This is a genomic window from Streptomyces sp. NPDC002499, from assembly GCF_053595415.1.
The window spans coordinates 307,047-326,737 of sequence record NZ_JBSFXO010000001.1 but is presented as its reverse complement, the minus strand read 5'-3'; the positions used below and the strand labels follow the sequence as shown (position 1 = coordinate 326,737).

The 19,691-nt window shown below is 69.1% G+C and carries 22 protein-coding genes and 1 pseudogene; 13 read left to right on the top strand and 10 right to left on the bottom strand.

Going from position 1 to position 19,691, the window contains the following annotated elements:
- Positions 1–219: 219 nt before the first annotated feature.
- The 3 genes from ACWD5F_RS01510 to ACWD5F_RS01500 all read right to left on the bottom strand — a co-directional run bounded on the left by ACWD5F_RS01510 (position 220) and on the right by ACWD5F_RS01500 (position 2,624).
- The gene (locus ACWD5F_RS01510) at positions 220–1,062 is read right to left on the bottom strand and encodes a PaaX family transcriptional regulator (RefSeq protein WP_451249993.1); all 843 of its coding nucleotides are present in this window, start codon (positions 1,060–1,062) and stop codon (positions 220–222) included.
- A gap of 156 nt (positions 1,063–1,218) precedes the next feature.
- Complete coding sequence (locus tag ACWD5F_RS01505) at positions 1,219–2,106, bottom strand: fumarylacetoacetate hydrolase family protein (protein WP_451249991.1); 888 nt, start codon at positions 2,104–2,106, stop codon at positions 1,219–1,221.
- Between the two features lie 98 nt (positions 2,107–2,204).
- Positions 2,205–2,624, bottom strand: a complete 420-nt coding sequence (locus tag ACWD5F_RS01500) for a RidA family protein (protein WP_451249989.1) — start codon at positions 2,622–2,624, stop codon at positions 2,205–2,207.
- A gap of 190 nt (positions 2,625–2,814) precedes the next feature.
- On the opposite strand from ACWD5F_RS01500, the gene ACWD5F_RS01495 reads away from it, so the two are divergent.
- The 5 genes from ACWD5F_RS01495 to ACWD5F_RS01475 are packed head-to-tail and all read left to right on the top strand — an operon-like array spanning position 2,815 to position 8,788.
- Positions 2,815–3,297, top strand: coding sequence for a cupin domain-containing protein (locus ACWD5F_RS01495; protein WP_401724439.1), 483 nt, complete (start codon positions 2,815–2,817; stop codon positions 3,295–3,297).
- Entirely contained in the window at positions 3,294–4,199 is a 906-nt protein-coding gene (locus tag ACWD5F_RS01490) for an acyl-CoA thioesterase (protein ID WP_451249987.1), read from the top strand. The genes ACWD5F_RS01495 and ACWD5F_RS01490 overlap by 4 nt, the downstream gene beginning before the upstream one ends.
- Positions 4,200–4,240: 41 nt before the next feature.
- Positions 4,241–5,959 carry an AMP-binding protein gene (locus ACWD5F_RS01485; protein WP_451249985.1) on the top strand — a complete coding sequence of 573 codons (1,719 nt, stop codon included), beginning with the start codon at positions 4,241–4,243 and terminating at the stop codon, positions 5,957–5,959.
- The gene (locus tag ACWD5F_RS01480; RefSeq protein WP_451249983.1) at positions 5,956–8,334 is read left to right on the top strand and encodes a bifunctional salicylyl-CoA 5-hydroxylase/oxidoreductase; all 2,379 of its coding nucleotides are present in this window, start codon (positions 5,956–5,958) and stop codon (positions 8,332–8,334) included. The genes ACWD5F_RS01485 and ACWD5F_RS01480 overlap by 4 nt, the downstream gene beginning before the upstream one ends.
- Positions 8,315–8,788 carry an acyl-CoA thioesterase gene (locus tag ACWD5F_RS01475; RefSeq protein ID WP_451249981.1) on the top strand — a complete coding sequence of 158 codons (474 nt, stop codon included), beginning with the start codon at positions 8,315–8,317 and terminating at the stop codon, positions 8,786–8,788. The genes ACWD5F_RS01480 and ACWD5F_RS01475 overlap by 20 nt, the downstream gene beginning before the upstream one ends.
- 7 nt (positions 8,789–8,795) lie before the next feature.
- On the opposite strand, the gene ACWD5F_RS01470 is transcribed toward ACWD5F_RS01475, so the two are convergent.
- Positions 8,796–9,293, bottom strand: a complete 498-nt coding sequence (locus ACWD5F_RS01470; RefSeq protein WP_451249979.1) for a transmembrane transport protein — start codon at positions 9,291–9,293, stop codon at positions 8,796–8,798.
- Positions 9,290–9,832 (bottom strand): RNA polymerase sigma factor, encoded by a 543-nt coding sequence (locus ACWD5F_RS01465; protein ID WP_451249977.1) that lies wholly within the window; start codon positions 9,830–9,832, stop codon positions 9,290–9,292. Before ACWD5F_RS01465 ends, ACWD5F_RS01470 begins: the two co-directional genes overlap by 4 nt.
- Before the next feature lie 262 nt (positions 9,833–10,094).
- Between ACWD5F_RS01465 and ACWD5F_RS01460 the strand changes: the two genes are divergently transcribed.
- Complete coding sequence (locus ACWD5F_RS01460; protein WP_451249975.1) at positions 10,095–10,688, top strand: DUF4328 domain-containing protein; 594 nt, start codon at positions 10,095–10,097, stop codon at positions 10,686–10,688.
- 39 nt (positions 10,689–10,727) lie between these two features.
- Here ACWD5F_RS01460 and ACWD5F_RS01455 read toward each other — a convergent pair whose 3' ends face one another.
- Complete coding sequence (locus tag ACWD5F_RS01455) at positions 10,728–11,477, bottom strand: MBL fold metallo-hydrolase (protein WP_451249973.1); 750 nt, start codon at positions 11,475–11,477, stop codon at positions 10,728–10,730.
- Positions 11,478–11,645: 168 nt separating this feature from the next.
- Between ACWD5F_RS01455 and ACWD5F_RS01450 the strand changes: the two genes are divergently transcribed.
- Entirely contained in the window at positions 11,646–12,611 is a 966-nt protein-coding gene (locus ACWD5F_RS01450; protein ID WP_451249971.1) for a GlxA family transcriptional regulator, read from the top strand.
- 18 nt (positions 12,612–12,629) lie between these two features.
- Here ACWD5F_RS01450 and ACWD5F_RS01445 read toward each other — a convergent pair whose 3' ends face one another.
- Both ACWD5F_RS01445 and ACWD5F_RS01440 read right to left on the bottom strand, forming a co-directional pair.
- Positions 12,630–13,496, bottom strand: a complete 867-nt coding sequence (locus tag ACWD5F_RS01445; protein WP_451249969.1) for an alpha/beta fold hydrolase — start codon at positions 13,494–13,496, stop codon at positions 12,630–12,632.
- Between the two features lie 54 nt (positions 13,497–13,550).
- A complete protein-coding gene (locus ACWD5F_RS01440; RefSeq protein WP_451249967.1) occupies positions 13,551–14,378 on the bottom strand; it encodes an enoyl-CoA hydratase/isomerase family protein in 828 nt (275 codons plus the stop codon).
- Between the two features lie 468 nt (positions 14,379–14,846).
- On the opposite strand from ACWD5F_RS01440, the gene ACWD5F_RS01435 reads away from it, so the two are divergent.
- Positions 14,847–15,281, top strand: a complete 435-nt coding sequence (locus tag ACWD5F_RS01435; protein ID WP_451249965.1) for a hypothetical protein — start codon at positions 14,847–14,849, stop codon at positions 15,279–15,281.
- A gap of 21 nt (positions 15,282–15,302) precedes the next feature.
- Here the strand turns inward: ACWD5F_RS01435 and ACWD5F_RS01430 are convergent.
- Together ACWD5F_RS01430 and ACWD5F_RS01425 are read right to left on the bottom strand one after the other, a co-directional pair.
- Positions 15,303–15,512: pseudogene (locus ACWD5F_RS01430) on the bottom strand (hypothetical protein); the annotation flags it as partial.
- 54 nt (positions 15,513–15,566) lie between these two features.
- A complete protein-coding gene (locus ACWD5F_RS01425; RefSeq protein ID WP_451249963.1) occupies positions 15,567–16,235 on the bottom strand; it encodes a TMEM175 family protein in 669 nt (222 codons plus the stop codon).
- Positions 16,236–16,463: 228 nt separating this feature from the next.
- Between ACWD5F_RS01425 and ACWD5F_RS01420 the strand changes: the two genes are divergently transcribed.
- The 5 genes from ACWD5F_RS01420 to ACWD5F_RS01400 all read left to right on the top strand — a co-directional run bounded on the left by ACWD5F_RS01420 (position 16,464) and on the right by ACWD5F_RS01400 (position 19,683).
- On the top strand, positions 16,464–16,925 hold the full coding sequence (locus ACWD5F_RS01420) for a cupin domain-containing protein (protein ID WP_451249961.1): 462 nt from the start codon (positions 16,464–16,466) through the stop codon (positions 16,923–16,925).
- Positions 16,926–17,029: 104 nt separating this feature from the next.
- On the top strand, positions 17,030–17,932 hold the full coding sequence (locus tag ACWD5F_RS01415) for a helix-turn-helix transcriptional regulator (RefSeq protein WP_451249959.1): 903 nt from the start codon (positions 17,030–17,032) through the stop codon (positions 17,930–17,932).
- Between the two features lie 139 nt (positions 17,933–18,071).
- On the top strand, positions 18,072–18,545 hold the full coding sequence (locus ACWD5F_RS01410; RefSeq protein ID WP_451249957.1) for a hypothetical protein: 474 nt from the start codon (positions 18,072–18,074) through the stop codon (positions 18,543–18,545).
- 42 nt (positions 18,546–18,587) lie between these two features.
- On the top strand, positions 18,588–19,088 hold the full coding sequence (locus tag ACWD5F_RS01405; RefSeq protein ID WP_401724391.1) for a sigma-70 family RNA polymerase sigma factor: 501 nt from the start codon (positions 18,588–18,590) through the stop codon (positions 19,086–19,088).
- On the top strand, positions 19,075–19,683 hold the full coding sequence (locus ACWD5F_RS01400; RefSeq protein WP_451249955.1) for a hypothetical protein: 609 nt from the start codon (positions 19,075–19,077) through the stop codon (positions 19,681–19,683). The genes ACWD5F_RS01405 and ACWD5F_RS01400 overlap by 14 nt, the downstream gene beginning before the upstream one ends.
- The last annotated feature ends 8 nt before the right edge of the window (positions 19,684–19,691 follow it).

Genomic DNA, 19,691 nt, shown 5'->3' with positions numbered 1-19,691 from the left:
TGTCAAGGGCTTGCGCAAGCCGGGAAGCAGGCGTGGGTTCAGGTGTTCCGGGGTGACAGTCGACCTCTGTCAGGAAGTTGTGTCCGAGGGCTTCCCGCGCCGCAGTAACCGGAGATAAGTTCTCCAATTGAGTCGTCTCGCGCCCAGTACGTTGCCCCCCGCGCACTGCTTCGTACCGAGAGGAGAACGTCGTGGCCGTACCCGGACCAGGACGTGATCTCAGCTGTTCTCGTGGATCACCTTGAGGGCATGTTCGCGCGCCGGTGCGCTCAGGAGGCCGTTCAGTTCGGCGAAGAGGACGCCCGCGGTCACCCCGTTCCATCCCGGTGGCAGCAGGGACAGCGGCAGGCCCGGGTCGCGGTAGGGCAGTCGCCGCCACTGGGTCAGCATCGGGATGTACGTCCGGAATGCCTCCGGCGGTGTGGTGCCACCTGCCGGGGCGCCGTCACGGACCGGGTCGTAGCGCCGTAGGAAGTCGGCGTAGAGCTCGGTGAGTTCGTCCAGATCCCACCAGGTGCGGACCTTCGATCGCAGGTCCCCGAACGCGAAGTGGTCGCCGGTGAAGATGTCGACGTACGCGGCGAGGTCCCGACGTTCCAGGGTTCGCCGGGTCTCCACCGCGAGGTTGCCCGGTGCGACCCATACCCCCGGTGCCGCGGTGCCGAGGCCCAGTCGGGTCAGGCTGCTGCGGAGGTCGTGTCGCTTCTCGCGCTCGGACTCGGGCACGGAGAAGACGACCACGAGCCAGCCGTCCTCGGCGGTCGCCCGGGCACGCTCGAAGATCCGTACGTCTCCCTCGGCGAGTGCCTCCAGGGTCGAGTCGGCGAGGGAGTAGCCCGCCGCGCCCTCGTGCGGCTGACTCCGCAGCACCTCACGGCGCTTCAGGCGGGAGACGGCCGAGCGTACGGCGGGGCCCTCGAATCCGAGGTCCGCCATGAGTTTCACGACCGATGCCACGGAGAGCCAGTTGTGCTCGCCTCGGGCGTAGAGGCCGAAGATCGTGGTGATGAGCGGGCCCAGGCGGGTGTCACGTCCGCCGGCGGACTGTGGTTCCGCCGTCATGGCGACACGCTCCTCTGTGCTCCCGGCGGTTAAGCAACGGCGGCCGGATCGTCGTTCGGCGGGCAGTTTATCGCCCGGTCGTCGATCGACGTTCCGCCCGTCTCTTTCAGCGCGGGCACTGACCTCGACGAACGCCGGCCCGGGTGAAGGGGCCGGTCATGTCAGGCGGGTTCGCGTCACCGTGTTGCGCAGCTCGCCGAGGCCGCTAACCCGGGTGACGACGACGTCGCTGGCGCCCAGGAAGATCTGCGGATCGCGCGCGCTGCCGATCCCGCTCGGGGTGCCGGTGAGGATCACGTCGCCCGCGCGCAGGGTCATGCCGCGGCTCAGCTCCGCGATGATCTGGGCGAAGGAGAACGCCATGTCGCTGCTGGAGGCATTCTGCAGCAGGCGCCCGTTCACCTCGCACTGCACCCGCAGTCCCGCAGGGTCGGTGATCTCGTCGGCGGTGGTGAGCCAGGGGCCGAGCGGCATCGTGGCGTCGATGCTCTTGCCCTTGAGCCACTGGCCGCCGTGCGCGCGCTGGAGGTCGCGCTGGGACACGTCGTTGGCGACGAGGTAGCCGAAGACGTGCTCCAGGGCCTTCTCCTCGGGGATCGACCGGCCGTCGCGGCCGATGACGAGCGCGATCTCGGCCTCGTAGTCCCACTTGGCGGACAGATCGGGATCGTAGGAGATGTCGTCGGTGGGGCCGATGACGGTGTCCGGACCCTTGGTGAAGAAAGTCGGGTGCTCGGGGCGGGTGACGGGGTCCTGGCCCTCGCGCTTGCCCTTCGACTCCTCGAAGTGGTCCCAGTAGTTCCAGCCGGTGCACAGGATGTCCCGGTTGAAGCGGTGCAGCGGCGACTCCAGGCGGGCACCGGAGAGCGGGATCGTGTCGGCGTCGGCGAGAGCGGCCCGGGCCGTGTCGAGGGCGGTCGGGCCGCCGCGGACGATGTCGTCGACGGTGCCCACCGACGGGGGCAGCAGGGCGATGACCTGCGTGGCCTCCTGCACGGCGCCGGTCCGGCGGACGCCGTCGACGGTGAGGGACGCGAGTTTCATGCCGGTCGGCCTTTCGGTTCTCGGGCGTACAGGGGGGTGCTGTGGTTGTTACATGACTCCGTGGCCGCCTGCGCGGCCGTACTCCGCTTCCGTGCCGGCTACGAGCCCTGCGTCACGAGCCGCTCGTCCGGGATGACCGCCACGCCGACGATCTCGATCATGGCCTCGGGCTGCCACAGGGCCGTGCAGCCGATCCCCGCCATGGCCGGGTAGACGGCGCCGGCGAGCTCGCGCCAGACCTTGCCGATCTCCTTGCCGTGGGCCTGGTAGTCCGGGATGTCCGTCAGATAGATGGTGATGCTGACCAGGTCTTTCGGCTCGCCGCCCGCCTCGCGGAGCGTGGTGAGCACATTGCCGAACGCCTGCCGGAACTGGGCGACGATCCCGCCCGGCACGATCTTCATCTCCGCGTCGAGCGCGGTCTGTCCGCCCAGGTGGAGCGTGTTTCCCGCGAGGGTCCCGTGCGAGTAGCCGCTGGGGGTGGGGAGGGAGTCCGGGTTCACGGCGACGGGCGTCATTGGGTCTCCAGGTCGAGTCGGGGTGGAAGCGGGTCCACTCGGCGTCTGGTATTGACTTTAATTGACGACAGTGAAAAATACGAGATACCGGCGTCGACGTCTCGACCCACTCGCACGACGCATTCGTACGACGCGCTCGCTCGTCCCGCGGCACAGGCGCCCTCCTCGCCATCGAACGGAGCCGACCACCATGGAGCCCGACCTCAGCAAGTACCGCCTCGAAGGCGACAACTCGATGTACCGACTGCCCAGCGGCCTCGTCGCACCCGTGGTCACGCGCGGCGGCCTGGAGGACGGGGGCACCGCCGACTCGGGCGGGGCCGTCCGCGTCTCGGGCGTCAGCATCCAGCACACCCCGGCCACCAAGCTGTGGTTCGGCAAGGTCAGCAACGAACCCGGCTACCGCTCGGTCTCCCACCACCACGGCGAGGCCGAGACCGGCGGCTACGTCCTCTCGGGCCGGGCGCGCATCTACTTCGGCGAGAAGTTCGAGGACTACGTCGACATGGAGGAGGGCGACTGGGTCTTCGTGCCCCCCTTCATGCCCCACGTCGAGTGCAACCTCTCGCGCAGCAAGCCACTGACGTGGATGACGACCCGGACGCCGGAGAACATCGTCGTCAACCTCCCCGACATCGCCGACTCCGAACTGCGCGACTGGCTGAACCGATGACGGCCGAGACCTCCCCGACCTCCAAGGTCTTCACCGACGCGGTCGCGCTGACCGCCACCGAGCCCGAGCACTTCGACCTCGCCTTCACCGCCGTCACCCAGCCCTGCCCCTGGCCCAAGGCCTACGGCGGCGACCTCGTCGCGCAGGCCGCGGCGGCCGCGATGCGGTCGGTGACCGACGGCAAGTCGCTGCACTCGATGCACAGTTACTTCCTGCGCCCCGCCGACATCGGGGCGAGCGTGCGCTACGAGGTGGAGCTGCTGCGCGACGGCCGCGGCTACAGCACCCGGCAGGTGCGCGGCTACCAGAACGGCAAACCCCTCTACGTCTGCCTGGCCAACTTCGCGGCGGGCGAGCCCGGCGGCACCTTCGAGGCCGAGTTCACGGACGACGTTCCCGCCCCCGAGGAACTTCCCACCTCCGCCGAGTACTTGGCGGACCTCGACGGCGGCACGATGACCGAGGAGTCCAAGGCCTACTGGTCCGCCGGTCGCGGTTTCGACATGCGGCACGTGCCCGGACCCGTCTACCTCACCGTCGAGGGCAAGCAGGTCCCGCACCAGGCGGTCTGGCTCCGGCCCTTCGACCCGCTCCGCCCGGTCGACGGACTCACCGACGCGCAGCGGGACTTGGCCGCGCTCGCCTACGTCTGCGACTACACGATTCTCGAACCCGTCCTGCGGGTCCTCGGCCTGGCCTGGGCCATGCCCGGGCTGATCACCGCCAGCCTCGACCACGCCATGTGGTTCCACCGCCCGGGACCGGTGGACGGCTGGCTCCTCTACGTCCAGGAAGCCGCCGCCGCCGACGCGGGCCGCGGTCTGGGCACGGGCCGCTTCTACACCCGCGATCACCGTCACCTGGCCACAGTCGCCCAGGAGGGCATGCTTCGTTCCGCCTGACCCCGTCGGCCCGCCGACGGATTCCCGGAAGGACCCTTCCGATGTCTCGCCCTTCCTCTCCCTCTTCCTTTCCCCCTTCTTCTCCCACCGCCCTCTCGCCCTCCGCGCACGTGGACGGTTTCACGCGCGACCACCTGCCGCCCGCACACCTGTGGCCGACCATCGAGTTCACGACGCCGGAGCTGAACTACCCGGACCGACTCAACGCCGCCACCGAACTGATCGACATCCCCGCCGCCAGGTTCGGCCCCGACCGCCCGGCCCTGTGCACGCCGGCGGGGGAGAAGTGGACGTACGGCGAACTGCTCACGCGCGCCAACCAGGTGGCGCAGGTGCTGACCGAGGACCTCGGGCTGGTGCCGGGCGGGCGCGTTTTGCTGCGCTCGCCGAACACGCCCTGGACGGTGGCCTCCTGGCTCGGCGTGCTGAAGGCCGGCGGGGTCGTGGTGACCACCATGGCGGCCCTGCGCGCCCGTGAGGTGGCGCCGGTCGTCGAGCGGACCCGGCCCTCCATCGCGCTGGTCGACCACCGGTTCGCCGAGGACATGCACACCGTCCGCGACACCGCGTGGCCGTCGCTGACCGTCGTCGAGTACGGCGGCGGCACCCCCGAGGACCTCGTGGCGCGCGCCGCGGCCAAGTCGGGTGAGTTCACCAACGTGGAGACCGCCGCCGACGACGTGGCGCTCCTCGGACCGACCTCGGGCAGCACCGGCGTACCGAAGATCACCATGCACTTCCACCGCGACATCCTGTCCATCGACAACACCTTCGGCCGCCACGCCCTGCGCCTGACCCCGGACGACACGGTCGCCTGTACGGCTCCGCTGGCGTTCACCTTCGGCCTCGGCATGCTCGTCGTCTTTCCGCTGCGGGCCGGCGCCTGCGCCTTGCTGACCGAGACGGCCACGCCGACTCAACTGGCGGATCTCGTCGAGCGGTTGGGCGTCACCGTGCTCGCGACGGCGCCCACGGCGTACCGGGCGATCGTGCGCGCGGGACAGGCGCGCCAACTCGTCGGACTGCGGGTGGCGGTGTCGGCGGGCGAACACATTCCGCGCACCACGTGGGAGCAACTGCAGGACGGCGCAGGACTGGAGGTCATCGACGGCATCGGCGCCACCGAGCTCCTGCACATCTTCATCACGGCCGTCGGCGACGAGATACGCCCCGGCGCCACGGGCAGGCCGCTGCCGGGATACCGGGCCACCGTGCTCGGGCCCGACGGCGAGGAACTCGGCCCGGGTGAGCCGGGACGGCTGGGTGTCATCGGGCCGGTCGGCTGCCGCTACCTCGACGACGAACGGCAGAAGGACTACGTCGTGGCGGGCTGGAACACCACCGGCGACATCTTCCACCGGGACGAGGACGGCTACTTCTTCTACCACGCCCGCGGCGACAACATGATCATCTCCTCGGGCTACAACATAGGCGGACCCGAGGTGGAGGCCGCCGTCGACACCCACCCCGACGTGCAGGAGTGCGCGGTCGTCGGCCGCCCCGACAAGGAGCGCGGCTCGGTGGTGTGCGCCTTCGTCGTGCTGCGGGACGGCGTGCGCGGCGACGCGGCCAAGGCCAAGGAGATCCAGGACCACGTCAAACAGGTCATCGCGCCCTACAAGTACCCACGCGACGTCCGCTTCTGCGACGCCCTGCCGCGCAACGTCAGCGGCAAGCTCCAGCACTTCGCGCTCCGCAGGATCATCGAGAATGAGCTGGCCGCCGCGCCCGCCGTCGAGCAGGGAGAGGTAGCTCCGTGAAAATCGCGATCGTCGGCGGAGGCCCCGGTGGGCTCTACTTCGCCGCTCTGATGAAGCAGTTGGACGCGACCCACGAGGTCACCGTGTGGGAGCGCAACGCCCCTGACGACACCTTCGGATTCGGTGTGGTGTTCTCCGACGAGACCCTCGGCGGCATCGAGAACGCCGACACGGAGTTCGCCGAGGCGATGGCCAGCCGGTTCGCCCGGTGGACGGACATCGACATCCACTACCGCGGCGAGAGCCACACGATCGGAGGCCAGGGCTTCGCGGCCATGAGCCGCAAGGAACTGCTCCATCTGCTCCAGGAGCGCTGCCGCACCCTCGGCGTCGACGTGCGCTTCTCGACCCTCGCCCCCGACATCGCGGAACTCCGCGCCTCGCACGACCTGGTGGTGGGAGCCGACGGGGTCAACTCCCGTATCCGACAGGAGCATTCGGACGTCTTCCGGCCCACCCTGGACCGGCGGCACAGCAAGTACATGTGGCTGGGCACGGACCGGGTCTTCGAGGCGTTCCAGTTCTTCATCAAGGAGACCGAGTGGGGGACCATGCAGGTCCACGGCTACCCCTACTCCGACTCCGGTTCCACCTTCATCGTCGAGATGCACGAGGACGTCTGGCGCCGCGCAGGCTTCGACGCCACCGAGAAAACCGAGTTCAAGCCGGGCACCTCCGACGAGCAGGCCGTCGACCGCATCCGGGGCCTGTTCGCCGAGGAACTCGCCGGCCACCAGGTGTTCGCCAACAACTCCAAGTGGCTGAACTTCACCACCGTACGCAACGAACGCTGGCACCACGGCAGCCTGGTCCTCATCGGCGACGCCGCGCACACCGCGCACTTCTCCATCGGTTCGGGCACCAAGCTGGCGATGGAAGACGCGCTCGCGCTCGCCGCCTGTCTGCACGAACACCCCGACGCGGAAACGGCGTTGACCGCCTACGAGACCGAGCGGCGGCCGGTCGTCGAGTCCACCCAGCGGGCCGCGCAGGCGTCACTCGAGTGGTTCGAGAACATCGGCATGTACGGCCGGCAGGAGCCGACCCAGTTCTGCTTCAACCTGCTGACCCGCTCCCGTCGCATCACCTACGACAACCTGCGCACCCGCGACCAGGAGTTCGCCGACCGCGTCGACGCCGCCTTCGCCAAGTCGCAAGGACTCGGCGGTAGTTCACCGGCGATGTTCCAGCCCTTCCGGCTGGGCCAGTTGGAGCTGAAGAACCGGGTCGTCGTATCACCCATGGACATGTACTCCGCCGTCGACGGCGTACCCGGCGACTTCCACCTCGTGCACCTCGGCTCCAAGGCGATGGGCGGTGCCGGACTGGTGATGACGGAGATGGTCTGCGTCTCGCCCGAGGGCCGTATCACGCCCGGCTGCACGGGGCTGTGGAACGACGAGCAGCGCGACTCCTGGGCGCGGATCGTGTCCTTCGCCCACGAGCGGAGCACCGCCCGCATCGGCCTCCAGATCGGCCACTCGGGTCGCAAGGGCTCCACGAGACTGATGTGGGAGGGCATGGACGACCCGTTGCCGGAGGGCAACTGGGAGACGGTCGGCCCCTCGTCGGTCGCGTACGGCCCCGGCTGCCACGTACCTCGCGAACTCACCCGCGAGGACATGGACGGCATCGTCGCCGACTTCGTCGCGGCCGCCCGCCGGGGCGCCGAGGCTGGCTTCGACCTCCTCGAACTCCACTGCGCGCACGGCTACTTGCTCTCCTCCTTCCTCTCCCCGATCGCCAACCACCGCACCGACGAATACGGCGGCTCGCTGGAGAACCGGCTGCGCTTCCCGTTGGAGGTCTTCGACGCCGTCCGCGAGGCATGGCCCGCCGAGCGGCCGATGATCGTGCGCATCTCCGCCACCGACTGGATGCCGGACGGCAACACCGAACACGACGCCGTCGAGATCGCCCGCGCCTTCATCGCGCACGGGGCGGACGGCATCGACGTGTCCTCCGGCCAGGTCACCAAGGACGAGACCCCGGCGTTCGGCCGCTCCTACCAGACGCCGTTCGCGGACCGGATCCGGCACGAGATCGCCGCCGCGACCGGCACCGCGATCATCGCCGTCGGCGCCATCGCCTCGTACGACGACGTCAACTCGATCCTGCTGGCGGGCCGGGCCGACCTGTGCGCCGTGGGCAGGACCCACCTCTACGACCCGCACTGGACCCTCCATGCGGCGGCCGAGCAGGACTACCAGGGCGAGGCGGCCCAGTGGCCGGTGCAGTTCGGGGCCGGCCGCCGCAAGCCACCGAGCGCCCGCACCGACGCCGTACGCCCGCGTCTCTCGCTGCTGCGGGCCGACGACTCCGCCCAGGACATCCATCTGCGCTGGACCCCCTCGCATGCACCGGCCTCCGTCTGACGAGGAGGTGGACGGCGCCGGTGTCCTCGCCCGTGCCGTCCACCGAGGCCGGGTGGAGTGGATGGACACCGACGCGGCAGGGCACCACCACAACACGGCCGTCGTGCGGTTCGTCGAGGCGGCCGAGGCGATGTTGATGCGTGAGCACGGCGTCGACGGCTACTTCGGAGCCGCGCCCCGTGTCCGATACGAGGTCGACTTCGCGTCGCCCCTGTGGTTCGGGCAGGAGGTCACGTCGACTGTCGTGGTCGAACGCGTCGGCAGGTCGTCGCTCACCTTCCGCTTCGAGGTCTGGGGCGAGGAGTTCGAGCAGCGACCACGACGGCTGGCGGCCTCGGGTCGGTATGTCACGGTGCATGTCCCGCGGGGTGCGCGCGAGAGCGCACCGTGGCCCACCGAGTGGGTCGCCAGGCTGGGAGGCGAGACGGTGGGCCATGGTGCGGATGGTGGATGACGGAGCGTCAGGCAAGCCTGTCCTGAAGGGAGTTGCGCAGCCTCAGCAACTCTCGACGGCGGGCGTGCGCTCGTAGCAGGAGCAGTCCGGCGGCCATGACGAGGACTGTGCCGGTGAGGGCGATGGTCAGTGCCTCGGTCGTGGTGCCGCGGACAGCGGCCAGCGTGGTGCCGGCGACGCCGGTCAAGCTGGTGACGGTGAGGGCGAGGCGTGCGCCCAGGATCCGGTCCCGGGCGTACAGGGGTCGGCGGCGGCTCAGGACCCATCCGGCGAAGGCGGCCCAGGCGAGACCGACGGCGATCAGCGCGGCGAAAGCGGCCTGGGTGCGCGCCGGAAGCGGGTGCGGCTCGGTCGCCCACAGCACCGCGATCAGGGCGGCGCCGCAGCCGCCCGCGAGGCCCACGCACGCGTGTCGCATGCGGGCGCGCAGCGAGACCTCTGCCGCCAGTGCGCGCTCCAACTCCCGCGGCACATGGCGGCGTTCCGCGTCGTCGTACTCGCTCATGCCTCGTATCCCCTCTCGACAAGGACGTTCCGCAACATGCGGCGAGCGCGGTGCAGCCTGCTCTTGACGGTGCCCGGCGGTACGCCGAGCACCTCCGCGCAGGCGGCCAGGGGCAGGTCCTGGAGGTGGAACAGGAGCAGCACTTCGCGTTCCAGCGGCGGGAGCCCGCCGAGGCCTGCCTGGATCTCCAGCGTGGTCAGCACGCCCGCGTCGGAGTCGTCGCCATGGGCTTCCGTCTCCACGTCGGTGGTGGTCGGGGGAGTGCGGTACGTCTGCCGGAGGTGGTCGGTGACCGTGCGGCGGGCGATGGTGAACAGCCATGGGGCGAACCGCTCCGGCTGCTGTAGCCGCGGCAGGCCGCGCACCACCGCGAGCCATGCCTCCTGGGCGAGGTCGTCCGCGGTGTCCGGGGAGCCCACCATGCCCTTCACGTAGCGCCACAGCGGGTCGTGCCAGAGGTGCACCAGCTCGTGGAACGCCTCGCGCTCCCCGAGCTGGCAGCGCACCACCAGCAGCCTTCCGTGCCCGTCGTCGCTCACCGCGTCTCCCTGTGTCGCCTCATGGTTCACCGGGACAGTCGGTGAGGGGGAGGGAAAGGTTCACGGGCTCACCCGGGCGTGAACCGCGAGGCGGACTCCAGCTCGGCGCCGGGCCCTGATACGGGTTTGCCGCCTTCGAGATGCCGCGGCCGAGAACCCGAAAGTCGTACGTGCGTGCGGCGAGCAGACCCTATGATCACTTCGCCCAATCGTCCGCCGCGTCCGTCGTGTCCGCCCAACCCTCCGAAGCAGGCTGAAGAAGATGACGAACACCGCCCGCAGAGCTCCATGGATTCTTGCCCGCTCCGCGCAGATGGCGATAGCGGTGGCCGCCGTGGCGGACGTGTTCCGCGCGGTGGCTGTGCGGGATCAGCATGTGCACCGCACGGATGGGTCCTCGCACGAGTCGGGCTTTGTCTCGATGGTGTTCGTCTACTTGATGACTCTTGCGATCGTTCTGTTCCTCGTGTGGCTCGCCCGGTCCCGGCGCAATGCCCTGGAGCTGTCCCCTCAGACCTCGCTCTCGAGTCGGGGCTGGACGATCGGCGCGTGGTTCGTACCCGGGGTCAACTTCGTCGTCCCTCGCCGGCTCGTCCTCGACATCGGACGCGCCGGCTCGGCGGAGTGGGAGCAGAAGCGGGACACGGCACTGGTGAATCTGTGGTGGGGTGCCTGGATCGCGCACGCGCTGGTGCTGATGGTGGCGGTCCGGGCCGCCCCCGGCTCGATGGCACTCCTCGTGGTGGCGGAGGCGCTCATGATCGCGGCGGCCGTACTGGTCGGGTTCGTCATCGAGCGCATCACGACGTTGCAGAGCCAGCCGTCGGAGGCCTCGGACACGCGTATCAGCGCCTGATTTCTTTGTGGGGAGTGCCGCGGAAATCAGAGGCCACGCCTATTCGGCCCAGCGCCCCACCGCGGTCAGCCACGCGATTCCCGGGTTCAACCACTTCGGGAAGCGTTGCACCATCTCGTTGAAGTACTCGACCCGGCTGGTGGCGCCGGCGAAGGCCTCCGTGGCGGCGTTGAGGTAATCGCGGGTGTCGGCGATGGTGGACGAGGGATCGTCTCGCTCGGGATTCTTGTGGCCGGCCACGACGGTGGTCGGGTTGACCGCTTCCACGGCGTCGATCGCCTTAAGCCAGGATTCGATGCCGTGTTCGCCGGCTTCGGAGAGGTACTGGTGCACCTGGTTGTAGATGACGTCGCCACTCACGACCAGGTCCAGCGAGGGTACGTGCAGGAACGTCGTGTGTTCGGTGTCGGTGTGACCGGCCGCGTGAGGTACGAGCGACTCCCCGTCGACCTGGAGTCCCCCTTCCGGGACCGCCTCGGCGATGACCGGGGTATCGCCGATCAGTGTCGGGAATGCCGCTCCCCAGAACGGGTTCGGCTTTCCACCCGGAGTGGTCCGGTGCATTTCCGCGATCGTTTCGGCCGTGGCCCACACCTTGAGGTCAGGGAATCGCTCACGTACAGGCGCGGTCGCGTACCAATGGTCGCCGTGCGCATGGGTTACGTAGATTCCGGTGATCGTGCGGTTGAAGCCGGCCGCCCATTCGGCGACGTCGACGCCCTGCTTGTTCGTCAATCCCGGGTCGACCAGAACGGCCTCGCGGGGACCGTAGACGATCGTCGTCGACAACGGAGACCACAGGAGTGGCCCACCGTCAGGCCGAGGGGGCAGAGCACTGGTCGACAACGGCTGCATGGGACTGACGTGTACGGCGTAGTCGAGAGATGTCATGGGTGTTCCTTTCATCTGGAAAAACTGGTTCGTGGCTCAGATGGCGCGCACCGATAGAATCGCGCCATGAATCGTGTGCACCGACACCGAGTCGCCGTTCTCGCGCTGGACGGCGTCTACCCCTTCGAGCTGGGCATCCCGGCGCGCATCCTGGGGGCGGCCGACGGCCGGTACGAGGTCGATGTCTGTTCGGTCGACGGTGGGCCGGTCGAGACCAACGCCGGGTTCTCGATCACGGTGCAGTACGGTCCTGAGCTGCTCGAATCGGCCGACACGGTGATCGTCACCCCGGTGGACCCGAGCAGACTGACCCGGGAACTGCCGGAGGAGGTCACGGGCGCACTCGCCAGGTCCCGTCCCGGAGCCCGGCTCGCCTCCATCTGCACCGGTGGGTTCGTCCTGGCCGCGGCCGGACTGCTCGACGGCCGGACCGCCACCACGCACTGGGAGTGCGCGCCGGTGTTCCGCCGCTGGTTCCCGCACATCCGGCTCGACGAGGGAGTGCTGTTCGTCGAGGACGGAGAGGTGCTCACCTCCGCCGGTGCCGCGGCGGGGGTGGACCTGTGCCTGCACCTGATCCGGATCGACCACGGCATCCAACTGGCCAACATCGCGGCCCGACGCTGCGTGGTACCCCCGTTCCGTGAAGGTGGTCAGGCGCAGTACATCCAGCGTCCGATCCCCGACGGCGACACCGCGTCCACCTCCGCCACCCGCCAGTGGGCGCTCGAGCGGCTCGGCGAACCGCTGACGCTGCCCCAGCTGGCACAGCACGCGCACATGAGCCCGCGCACCTTCAGCCGGCGGTTCCGGGACGAGACCGGGGTGACGCCGAGACAGTGGCTCATCAAGCAACGCCTGGACCGTGCCCGTCAGTTGTTGGAGTCCAGCACCATGTCCGTCGACCAGATCGCCACGGACATCGGGTTCGCCACCGCCGCGTCTCTGCGTCAGCTCATGCACACCGAGCTGGGTGTCTCCCCGGCCGCCTACCGGCGTACTTTCCAGGCCTCGGTCACTCCTGCCCGATGACTTGAGTCCGTCACCCCGTCACCCACCCAGGAAGGCGTTCACCTCGTCGGCGAACTCGACCGGGTACTGGAAGAGGAACCCGTGTCCGGCATCCGGGTAGATGCTCAGCTTCGCGTTGGGCAGGTAATGGGACAGCAGGTAGGTGTTCTTGGTGGGGATCATCTCGTCGTTGTCGCCGTTGGCCACCAGAACGGGCTGCTGGATGGACTCCAGGCGCTGCAGGCGCGAGTCGTCACGCACACCCCACGCGGAGATCGCGGTCAACTGGGCGTCACGGACGGCCAGATCCGTCGAGACGTCCCGCTCCGCGGAGCGCAGCCCCAGGCGCTTGAGGAACTCCACGCCCCTGGCCTGGCTGGACGCGCTCTTCTCGAAGAAGAGGGTGAGCAGATCGGTGGGCGCGGGAGCGTCGCCGAAGGCCGCGTCACGGATGGCACCCGCCGTGTACAGGTGGATGTCACGCCCGCCCCGAGGGCCCGTGCCGGCCAGGACCAGACGGCGCACCTGCCACGGGCGGAAAAGGACGATCTCCTGAGCGATGAAACCGCCGAGCGAGAAGCCCAACAGGTCATAACGGCGTAGGTCGATGGCGTCGAGAAAGGCGATCGCGTTGTACGCCATCTCCTCGACGCTGTTCGGCGTGGTGCCCGTGGAGCCGCCGACGCCGGCGAGATCGACCAGGATGACTTCGCGCTCGGCTGCGAGAGCGTCGACGAATTCGGGATCCCAGTTGTCGAGGTTGGCGCGGAAGTGCACCAGGCAGACCAGCGGCAGGTTGCTGGTGTCGGCCCGGCCGAAGCGGCGGTAGCGGTAGGTGACGCCGTCCGCGGCGTCCACGTGCAGGTTGGGCGTCTCGATCTGGCTCTGTACGGTCTCGGTGGTCACAGCGGATCCTTCTCGTACGGGTGTCATCGACAAGTGGGCAGGGGTTCTCGCGAACTATCGGCGTGGACCGAGACGTTCGCCCATGTTCAATTCCAGGTCGTAGATGACCTCGGGGCTCGCCTTCGCCGAAAGGCTCAGCCGGTCCTGCACGAAATCCCGTGCGAGCAGCCCGGCGAAGCGGGCGTGCGTGGCTGACAGCCGGTCGGCGTCGTGCAGCGGCGCCTCTTCGTTGATGATCTCCTTGACCGCATGCAGGGCATCGGCGTCGAAGTGGGCGAGCCGCCGCGCGAAACGGTCGACGACGGCGTCCAGCTCGGCGTCCGGCACGGCCCGGTTGACCCACCCGTACAGCTCGGCGGTATCGGCGTCGTAGTCCTCACCGGAGGTGACGATCTCCAATGCCCGTGAACGCCCTGTCAGTTGCACCAGACGCTGAATGCCGCCGCAGCCAGGAATGACACCCGTGCCGATCTCCAGTTGGCTCAGCACGGCCTTCTCGCGGCTTGCGAAACGCACGTCGAGGGTGGTGAGGAATTCGTTCCCGATGCCGCGAGCACGACCCCGGAGGGAGCCCACCGTGATGAAAGGGGCGTTCCCGAGGCGGCCGATGATGTCGAACCAGGTCGGCATGCCTTCACCGAACTCGGCGATCCTGCCCAGGTTCAGATGGGCGATGAAGAAGTCGGGAACGGCGCTGTCGAAGACGACGACCTTGACGTCGGGATCCGCCTCGAGCCTGCCGACGACTTCGTCGAGAGCGGTCTCCACCCCGGGCTCATAGAGGTTGAGGGGAGGATTGTCGAAGGTGACGCGCCAGTAGCCGGGACTCTGCCGTTCGGCACGTACGGGTGCGTGTGCAGGGGCCGTGGTGTTGCTCGACATGGGGGTGTTCCTGATCCGTAGAGTGCAAAGCGCAAGGAGTGCGGAGGCACGCCTGTCCGTCGGAGAACACCCGCTCTGTTGAGCACGAAGCAATCGCCGATCGGCGACCGTGGTTGGTGTCGGTTGCCGGAATTGCTCGAAGTGGTCTCTCGCAGGATGCCGACATGTCGCTCGCTGGCGAACGCCGCACGTCACACTGTCCCCGTCGCAGGAACACGCCGCCTATGGCAAGAACGTCAATAACCGCTGAAAAGCGGCCACGCGCGCTATGGCCTGTCGGCGGATCTTGGGTTGAGCGCTCGGTCGCCTCCGTCCGGTTGGAGTGGGGAAGATTTCCCTTAGGGTTTGGCCATGCTTCTGGTCCACGGCGGGGAAGCCGTAGCTGACGCTCCCGAACTACGCACGGGGGGAGTGCCACTCGTCCCGGCTGGATTTGTCTGGCCGAACTGCCGCGAGTGCGGCGGGCCCATGCAGTTCCTGGCTTATCTGCCCCTTGATGTGGGGGTGATCGCGGTCTTCTTCTGCCAGAACGACCCGGGCATGTGCGATGACTGGGACGCCACCTCCGGTGCCAACCGCGGCTTCGTCTTCAGAGGAGAACTGTCGGCGGCTGCCGTCCCCGCCCAGGGCGAGACACTGCTCGGTGCGGTGACCTCCCTGCGCCTCCACCCAGGCGACACCCCAACCACGGAGCCTGTTCTGGGACGGCTAGGGGGCGAACCCGACTGGATCCAAGGTGACGAGACCCCCGGCTGTCCCTCCTGCACCGCCCGTATGACGTTCACGGCCGAACTCGAAGAGGGATCCGACTTCGCGACCTCCGCCAACTTCGGTGGAGGCGGCCGCGGCTACGTCTTTCACTGCCACCCCTGCGGTGCGGCCGCCTTCCTCTGGCAACGATGAGGACTGCCTGCAAGCTCATGTTCCGAGCGCCTCGTCGGGGCAGTGGTGCCGGGGCTGTGATCTTTCTTCGGGACACGTGAAGCTTTCCTGCGGGCACCGGCGGTGTGTTGGTGGGCGCGGCAGGACGTCGAATGTGCGGTGACTGACCCAGCGTCTACCCTGCCCACCGGGTTTCGGTAGATGCGGCAGCAGCCGCGACCATTCGCTGTTCGTCAGATCGCCCCGCCCCATGACTATGCGAACGGAGCCGGAGATGCGCCAGTTCAAATCTCCGTCGGACAGGGCCTAGTCCTTGTCCACGGCCCCCGCGGCCTGTCCGTCGGAGCCGCGCCGGCGTGCGGCGAAGATCGCCGCGGGGACGCCCGGGACCAGGATCCAGCACAGGTACGCCCACTCGGTGGCGAGTGCGACCGGGATGGAGACCAGGAACCCCGCGGCAACCACGCTCATGCGGCGGATTGCCCCGGGCAGCAGGTCGGGCGGGGTGCCCGGGCGGTAGAGGGTGGCGCGGCGGATCTCCCGGACCATGAAGACGAACAGCACGCACGCGACGAACTGCACGATCGCGTAGAAGATGAATCGGGCCTGGAACGCGCCGTCGCCGCCGATCACATCCGTCGCGAACGGGGTGATCACCAACATGAGGAGCCAATACACGGTCAGGCTCGTCATCAGCCGGTTCGACGACGTGACATAGCGGAACACCCGGTGGTGGGCGCGCCAGTGCGCGGCGATCACCACGAAGCTGATCGCGAATGCCATGTAGGCCTCACGGTGATCGGTGGCCGAATCCCACAACTCGGAATTGGTCGAGCCCTCCGGCACCGGCAGTTCCAGTGCCAGCAGGGTGAGCGCGATAGCGACCACCGCGTCGCCGAAGAACGTGAGTCGCTCCGCGGCGACCGCCCGGATCTCCGTGTCCTCGGACGGTTGTCGATCAGTCGAGTGAGCCATGGCGCAGAGGATGCCACAGGTGGTTGTGGGTCCCGTGCGCCGGTTGCCCGCATGCACATAGCCGGTGGCACGGTGGCCCAGATGTCGGGTCGGGGAGTGGTACTGCTGTTCCCACCCACTCCGCTGGCGGTCGCCGTACGGGCCGAAGGAGGATCGGACCAGACCGTCGTTCCCCGCTGACGAACGTGCCGCGCCCGCCGACGGCGCAGATCGGACACCGTCATGACCATGGCCTATCTCGCACAGCCCGAGCAGCAGCAGAAGCTCGAATGGCTCGACGGCGGCGAGTTCGCCGTCCTCCTGGACAGCGCGGCCACCGCCGGGCAGTTGACCGTCGGACGGTTCTCCGTCAGCAAGGGCGAGGCACCGCCGTACCACCGACACACCCGCGAGGACGAGGTGTTCATGCTCATCAAGGGCAGCGCGCTGCTGTGGTGCGACGACCAGGAGATGGAACTGTCGGAGGGCGGCATCGTCTTCCTCCCCCGCAACGTCCCGCACGGCTACCGGATCACGTCCGACACCGCCGACCTGCTGATGATCTGCACCCCGGGCGGCATCGAGGGCATGTTCCGCCACGCCGGCCGCGACCTGGCCAGCCCGCGCCCCGAGGGTTACGAGATCTCCCGCGACCTCCTGGCCGAAGCCGCCGACATGTACGGCCAGATCATCGTCGGGCCGCCCCGCTGATCATCGCCGACGCGTTCCGCGAGGACGTGCCGGCGAGTAAAGAGTCCGTCGTGGGGCGGCAGAAGCAGCCTGTGGTCCAGGGCGTGTGGACCACGATGATCTGTATGGCGACGACGAATCACTTAGGCATCGCGCTGCGGGGCTGGCGTGAGCGTGTGTCACCCGGCGACTGCGGGTTGCCGGCGGACGGGGACCGGCGCATCCCCGGACTGCGTCGCGAGGAACTGGCCCGACTGGCCGGGCTGTCGGTCGACTACGTGGTGCGGCTGGAGCAGGGCCGTGCCCGCCGCCCCTCCGACCAGGTGGTCGCCGCCCTGGCCAGGGCGCTGCGCCTCGACCCGGCCGAGCGCGACCATCTGTTCCGCTGCGCCCTGCTCGCGCCGCCCGCCACCGGCAGCGTGTCCCGACAAGTGCCCGCGCGGGTAGGTCAGTTGGTGAGCCGGCTCGGAGACAATCCCACCGCGGTCTTCGCCGCCGACTGGACCCTCGTCGGCTGGAACGGGATGTGGTCCGCGGCGGTCGGCGATCCCCGTACGTACGGCTGGGACGAGGGCAATCTCGTCGCCGGGATGTTCCGGTCGAGCGGGGGACCGACGGGGGTGCCCATCGCGGGCTGGCCGGTGAAGTCGTGGGCCGGCGACGAGGCCGAGGAGGAGGACCTCGTCGCCGATCTGCGGGTGACGGCCGCCGCCCATCCGCACGACGGACGTCTCGCCTCCCTTGTCGACCGCTTGCGGCGCGGCAACCCCCGCTTCGCGCGCCTGTGGTCCAACGGCACCGCCCGCGCGCACGTCGGTGACCGCAAGACCATCGAGCACCCGCTGGTCGGGGACATCGATGTCGACCTCGACATCCTGACACCCGCCGGTACCGATCTCAGGGTCGTCACGTACACGGCCGAGGCCGGGACCACCGGCGCGGAGAGGATCGACGTCCTGCGCGCCGCCCGGGCTTCGGCGAGTACGAGCCCGGCCCGCCCCAAGTCGCGCATCTCCAGCGCCGGTTGATGGTCACGGTTCGGTGACGAAGGCCGGTGCGGTGTGCGCCGGCCGGACCCCTGTGGCGTGGGAGTGGTGCGACGGTGGCGGGGCTCGCCCCGGTGGTTCGAGCCGTCGTACTTCCTCCTGGGCGAACGAAGGGCCGACCATGCAGCACCGCACATCGACTACACAGCACCGCAGTTGGGGACTGATCGCTGTCGGCGTGGCCGCCGCCGGGCTGTGCGCCGTGTTGGCCACGACGGCACTGGCCTCGTCCGACCACGCAACCGAGCCGCAGGCCGGCTACCGGTCGTCGAGCACGGTCCAGAAGGCTCCGGCGACCGAGGGGACCAAGGCGTCCGTCGACGCCGGGACCGACTCCCAGCTGTCCAAGAAGAAGAAGGCGTCCACCGCCGACGGGACCAAGTCCCAGGTGTCCGAGGAGAACCAGCAACTCCTCCGGATACAGCGGGAGATCAAGGTCACGACGGGCAATCCCACCGCGGACCAGATCGCCAGGGCCGAGAAGTTGATCCGGCAGTTGAAGGCCGACGGCAAGGCCACCGCGGACCAACTCGCCTGGCTGAAGCTGACTCCCGCGGAGAAGACCACGCAGGCGGCCCCGGTCGGCAAGAACTGAGTGACGCGGGAAAGCGACGGTGTCCGAGAACGGCGGGCCGCGGTGACGGACTTCGAGGAGTTCTACCAGTCGGCGTACGCGCGGCTGGTCGGTCAGCTGTTCTCGGTCACCGGCAGTCTCGAACAGGCCGAGGACGTCGTACAGGAGGCGTTCGTCCGGGCGTTGGACCGCTGGGACACGATCCGGACGTACGACGTGCCGGAACTGTGGGTGCGCCGGGTGGCGATCAATCTCGCGGTCAGCGAGATCCGGCGACTGCGCCGACGCGCCGCGGCCCTGCTGCGCCTGGGTGCTCAGCGCCCGCAGCCGCATCTCACACCGGAGACGGCCGGTGTCGCCGAGATGCTGCACCGGGTGCCGGTGAACCAGCGGCCGGTGCTGTTGCTGCACGACGTACTGGACCTGCCGATCGATCAGGTCGCTGAGCAGTTGGGTCTGCCCGTGAGCACCGTGCGCGGCCGGCTCGCCCGAGCGCGCGCGAACCTGGCTCGCCGGCTCGCCGCAGATCCGGAAGGAGCGTTGTCCCGCCATGGCCGAACCTGAGCGCAGTCTTCGCCGGCTCGTCGAGGAGGGCACCCGTGCCGCGCGGCAGCCGCCGGTCGCGGACCTGCGCCGCCGGGCCCGCCGTCGCCGTACGGTCCGGGAAGTCGCGACCGCCACGGCCGCCGCCCTCGCCGTGGCCGCCACGGTCGTGGCCGTCCTCCCCCTGATCGGCTCCGAGCCGTCAGGAACGGGCGTCCCCGGTCCGACGGCCCCAGGCACTCCCCGCCCCTCGGTGACCCGGTCGCTGACCGCGTCGCCGACCGAGATCGTGCGCGGCGGCACGCTGACGCTCCGCGGCACCGGCTGCGCGCCGGGCACGGTGGTGTCCGTCGGAATCCGCTGGGACCGCGGCGCGAAGCTGAGCCTCTCGATGGAGGAGCGGAAGACGCAGGGCACCCCGCGGACGACCGCCACGGCCGCCGGGACACACACGCTGACCTCGGTCGACGCGCTTGCCGACGGATCGTTCCAAGCCGGGGTCACGATCCAGGCCAGCCCCCCGATCGCCAGGCCCACCCTGTGGGCGCGCTGCCAGACCTCCGCTCCGGCCCATCAGCTCACCCAGGACCTCTCGATCGTCGTCAGGAGCGACTGAAGGCGATA